General features: G+C 67.0%; 2 protein-coding genes and 3 pseudogenes. All 5 read right to left on the bottom strand.

Annotated elements, in window-relative coordinates; genetic code table 11:
* A pseudogene (locus ASD25_RS27490) lies at positions 1–480 on the bottom strand (NADH-quinone oxidoreductase subunit H); the annotation flags it as partial.
* Positions 481–483: 3 nt separating this feature from the next.
* A pseudogene (locus tag ASD25_RS27485) lies at positions 484–2,629 on the bottom strand (molybdopterin-dependent oxidoreductase).
* A gap of 36 nt (positions 2,630–2,665) precedes the next feature.
* Positions 2,666–3,121, bottom strand: a complete 456-nt coding sequence (locus ASD25_RS27480; RefSeq protein ID WP_055829289.1) for a TM2 domain-containing protein — start codon at positions 3,119–3,121, stop codon at positions 2,666–2,668.
* On the bottom strand, positions 3,121–3,459 hold the full coding sequence (locus ASD25_RS27475; RefSeq protein ID WP_055829286.1) for a hypothetical protein: 339 nt from the start codon (positions 3,457–3,459) through the stop codon (positions 3,121–3,123). Before ASD25_RS27475 ends, ASD25_RS27480 begins: the two co-directional genes overlap by 1 nt.
* Before the next feature lie 185 nt (positions 3,460–3,644).
* A pseudogene (nuoF, locus tag ASD25_RS27470) lies at positions 3,645–4,655 on the bottom strand (NADH-quinone oxidoreductase subunit NuoF); the annotation flags it as partial.

Here is a 4,655-nt window from a genome sequence, read left to right as displayed (position 1 = left end):
AGAACATGCCCTGCTGCTGCTCGACGATCGAGGTCAGGTTCATCGTCCCGGCCAGCAGGATGACGTTGATGATCACCAGGCCGATGGAGACCTCATACGACACCATCTGGGCGGCGCTGCGCAGGGATCCCAGGAACGGGTACTTCGAGTTCGAAGCCCAGCCGCCCATGATGATGCCGTACACGCCCAGCGAGCTGATCGCGAAGATGTAGAGGATGCCGACGTTCAGGTCCGAGATCACCCAGCCCGGGGCGAAGGGGATGGCCGCCCAGGCGATGAAGGCCAGGATGAAGGTCAGCAGCGGCGCCAGCAGGAAGACCACCTTGTCGGCGCCGGCCGGGACGATGATTTCCTTGAGGAGATCTTCCGGTCCGCCAGCAGCAGGAAGGCCAGCGAGATCAGGATGCCGACGGTGACGAGCAGGATTCCGCCGATGGTGGCGAGGGTCCAGCCGAGCGGGGTGGTCCAGAAATCCATCAGGCCTTACTCCGCCGCCATGGCGACCGGGGCGATCCGCAGGGCGGACAGCTCGGCCATGGTCACGCTGGCGCGCGTGATCGGGTTGTTCAGATAGGGGTCGCGAACCGCCGACGTGAAAGCCACGTCGCCCAGATCGCCCTTCTTGCCCAGCGAACCGGTGTCGAAGCTCGCGGCCGGAGCCAGGTAGTCGATGCGGCCGAAGGTCGGATGATCCGCCATCAGCTTCGTGCGCAGGGCGTCGAGGGTGTCGTACGGCAGGGTCTGGCCCACGCGCGCCGACAGCGCCCGCAGGATGGCCCAGTCTTCCTTGGCCTGGCCCTTGGGGAAGACGACGCGTTCGGCCATCTGCACCCGGCCCTCGGTGTTGACGTACAGGCCCGACTTCTCGGTATAGGCCGCGCCCGGCAGGATCACGTCCGCCCCATGCGCGCCCCGGTCGCCGTGGCTGCCCAGATAGACGCGGAAGGCGTCAGACCCCGTCGGATCCACCTCGTCGGCGCCCAGCAGGACCAGCACGTCCAGCGCCCCCGGCTTGAGCATTTCGGCGGCCGTCTTGCCGCCGTTGGCCGGCACGAAGCCCATGTCCAGACCGGCCACCCGCGAGGCGGCCGTGTGCAGGACGTTGAAGCCGTTCCAGCCGTCGACGACCGCGCCGACCTTCTTCGCCAGCGCGCCCACGGCATTCAGAACCGCCGGTCCATTCGGGCCCGTCAGGGCGCTGCCGCCGACGATGATCGCCGGCCGTTCAGCCTTGGTCAGGGCGTCGACCGCCGCCTTGGGAAGTTTCGACAGAGTCTTCGAACCCGCGCCGAGCCAGCTGTATTCATAGGTCAAATCGGCCTGTTCGCCGATCAGGCCGATCTCGGCCTTGCCGGCCAGCCAGGTCTTGCGCAGGCGGGTGTTCAGAAGGGGCGCCTCGGTGCGCGGATTGGCGCCGATCACCAGCACGGCGTCGGCGGCCTCGATCCCGGCCAGACCCGCGTTGAACAGCCAGCTCTCACGCGGGCCATAACCCAGAACCGATCCATCCTGACGACAGTCGGTGTTGGCCGAGCCGAGGGCGCGGAACAGGTCCAGCGCCGCCTTCATCGACTCCGCGTCCTGCAGGTCGCCGGCGATGACGCCGATGCGGTCGGCCGCAGCCGCCTTCAGCTTCTCCGCCACGACGTTCAGCGCCTCGTCCCAGGACGCGGCGCGCAGCTTGCCGTTCTCACGGACGTAAGGCTGGTCCAGCCGCTGGCGCTGCAGGCCGTCGACGGCGTAGCGGCTGACGTCGGACAACCACTCCTCGTTGATGCCCTCRTTGACSCGCGGCAGGAYRCGCATCACCTCSGCGCCCTTGGMGTCGGCGCGRATGTTCGAGCCCARGGCRTCCATGACGTCGATGGTCTCGGTCTTCTTCAGCTCCCACGGGCGGTAGTGGTACTGCCACGGCCGRTGGGTCAGGGCGCCGACGGGRCACAGGTCGTTGACGTTGCCCGACAGCTCGCTGTCGATGTTCTTCTCGAGATAGGTGGTGATTCTACTGCCACGGCCGGTGGGTCAGGGCGCCGACGGGRCACAGGTCGTTGACGTTGCCCGACAGCTCGCTGTCGATGTTCTTCTCGAGATAGGTGGTGATCTCGGCGCTCTCGCCGCGGGAGATCATGCCGATGTCGGGCACGCCGGCGACCTCGGTGATGAAGCGCACGCAGCGGGTGCACTGGATGCACCGCGTCATGAAGGTCTTGATCGTCGGACCCATGTTCTTTTCTTCGACCGCGCGCTTGTTCTCCGCATAGCGGGAGCCGTCGCGGCCGTAGCCCATGGCCTGGTCCTGCAGGTCGCAYTCGCCGCCCTGGTCGCAGATCGGGCAGTCCAGCGGGTGGTTGATGAGCAGRAACTCCATCACCCCTTCGCGCGCCTTCTTGACCATCGGSGTGTCGGTGAAGATCTCCTGGCCCTCGGCCGCCGGCAGGGCGCAGGACGCCTGCGGCTTGGGCGGTCCGGGCTTCACCTCCACCAGGCACATGCGGCAGTTGCCGGCGATCGACAGCCGCTCGTGATAGCAGAAGCGCGGGATCTCGTGCCCGGCGCGCTCGGCGACCTGGAGCACGGTCATCCCGGGCTCGAACTCGGTCTCTACGCCGTTGACTTTCGCGATGGGCATTCGCCGCGACCTCTGCGTTTCTCTAAGCGAACCGGATCAGAACCAGGACTTGTTCCCCGCGACATAGTCGCGGTGGAACTCGCCGTCGGATTTGACCAGGTAGATGATGAATTCGATGAAGGCGATGACGCCGATGATCATCGGCGGGATGGCGAACAGCAGCCAGCCGATGGTGCCGCACAGCGCCATGATGATGCCGGCGGTGTTCTTGCCGAGATAGAATTTGTGAATCCCCAGCCAGCCCAGGAACAGGGCCAGCAAGGCAGCGACAATGCGGTTCCTGTCGCCCGACAGGTTCAGCGACGCGCCGCTGGTGATGTAGATGTTGGTCGCCACGCCGTCGGCGATCTCGAAATCCACCTGCGACCCCGGAAACGCCTCGCGCGCGCCGCCCATCAGGCCGCCCCGCGTGAAGGTGTAGCGCACCCCGTCGTCGCCGCTGATCAGGCCGGACCCGGTGTAGTCGTCGTAACTCAGGACCTTGCCGCGCATCAGATTCCCCCCTGATCGTCTGCCACCGTCCCGCCGGCCGGCAGGGTCTGGTTGATCGTCACCGTCTCGCCGTCCAGCACGAAGCGCGTCACGGGGTCGCCGGGCTGGTTCATCCAGCGGTTCTGCTCCGGATTCGCCGCGCCGACCTGTTTCCAGACGACCCTGTCGCCATCGACGCGGCACTGGGCCTGGCGGCGTCCGCCGTCGACCGGCGCGCGCCACGAGGCGTTGACGACCCCGCCCTCGAGCCCGTCGATCCGGATGTCCGCGATGGACTGACCATGGATTTCAGCCAGTCCCGCCTGGCAGACGCGGCGCAACTGGTCGTCCGTCAGCACGGCGGGCGCGGAAGCCTCGGCGACGGACGCGGGGTTCGCGGCCGGGACTGTCTCCGCCGCCGTCGGCGAAGCTTTCTCAGCCGCCGGACCACATGCGGCAAGCGAGAGCGCCGCAACCACCCCCACCGCGGTCATCCTCGGGCTTGACCCGAGGATGACGGACAATGTGCGGAACAGGCGCATCCCTATTCCGCCGCGATCGCGTGGCCGGCGAAATTCGCGCGGCGGCTGCGGTAGGAGGAGATGCGGTCCTCGATCTCGTGACGGAAATGCCGGATCAGACCCTGCACCGGCCAGGCGGCGGCGTCGCCGAGGGCGCAGATGGTGTGGCCCTCGATCTGGGTCGAGACCTCCAGCAGCAKGTCGATCTCGGACGGRTCGGCCTCGCCGACGGCCATYCGCTCCAGCACSCGCCACATCCAGCCCGTGCCCTCGCGGCASGGCGTGCACTGGCCGCAGCTCTCATGCTTGTAGAAATAGCTGATGCGGGCGATGGCGCGSACCAGATCGGTCGACTGGTCCATGACGATCACMGCCGCGGTGCCGAGGCCCGAGCGCATATCGCGCAGGCTGTCGAAATCCATCAGCGCSGTYTCSGACATCTCGCGSGTGATCAGCGGCACSGACGASCCGCCCGGRATSACRGCCTTCAGATTGTCCCAGCCGCCGCGCACGCCGCCGCAGTGCTCTTCCAGCAGCTGCTTCAGCGGGATCGACATCGCCTCTTCGACATTGCACGGCCGGTTCACRTGGCCGCTGATGGTCATCAGCTTGGTGCCGGTGTTGTTCGGMCGGCCGAAGCCSGCGAACCACTCGGCCCCGCGGCGCAGGATGGTGCCGACCACAGCGATCGACTCGACGTTGTTCACCGTGGTCGGGCAGCCGTACAGGCCCGCACCGGCCGGGAACGGCGGCTTCAGGCGGGGCTGGCCCTTCTTGCCCTCCAGGCTCTCCAGCAGGGCCGTCTCCTCGCCGCAGATATAGGCCCCCGCGCCGTGGTGGATGTAGACGTCGAAATCCCAGCCATGGACGTTGTTCTTGCCGATCAGCTTCGCCTCATAGGCCTGCTTGACCGCCGYCTCCATGCGCTCGCGTTCCAGCACATATTCGCCGCGCAGATAGATGTARCAGGCGTGCGCCTGCATCGCGAAGCTGGCGATCAGGCAGCCCTCGATCAATCAGGCAGCCTTCGATCA

This window comes from Brevundimonas sp. Root1423, assembly GCF_001426805.1.
The sequence above is the reverse complement of the archived record's forward strand: the minus strand, read 5'-3'. Positions and strand labels throughout refer to the sequence as shown.

Excerpts from the sequence above, each read along its gene's own strand:
- ASD25_RS27480 (WP_055829289.1), bottom strand. The coding sequence starts at position 3,121 with ATGCGCGGCAAGGTCCTGAGTTACGACGACTACACCGGGTCCGGCCTG.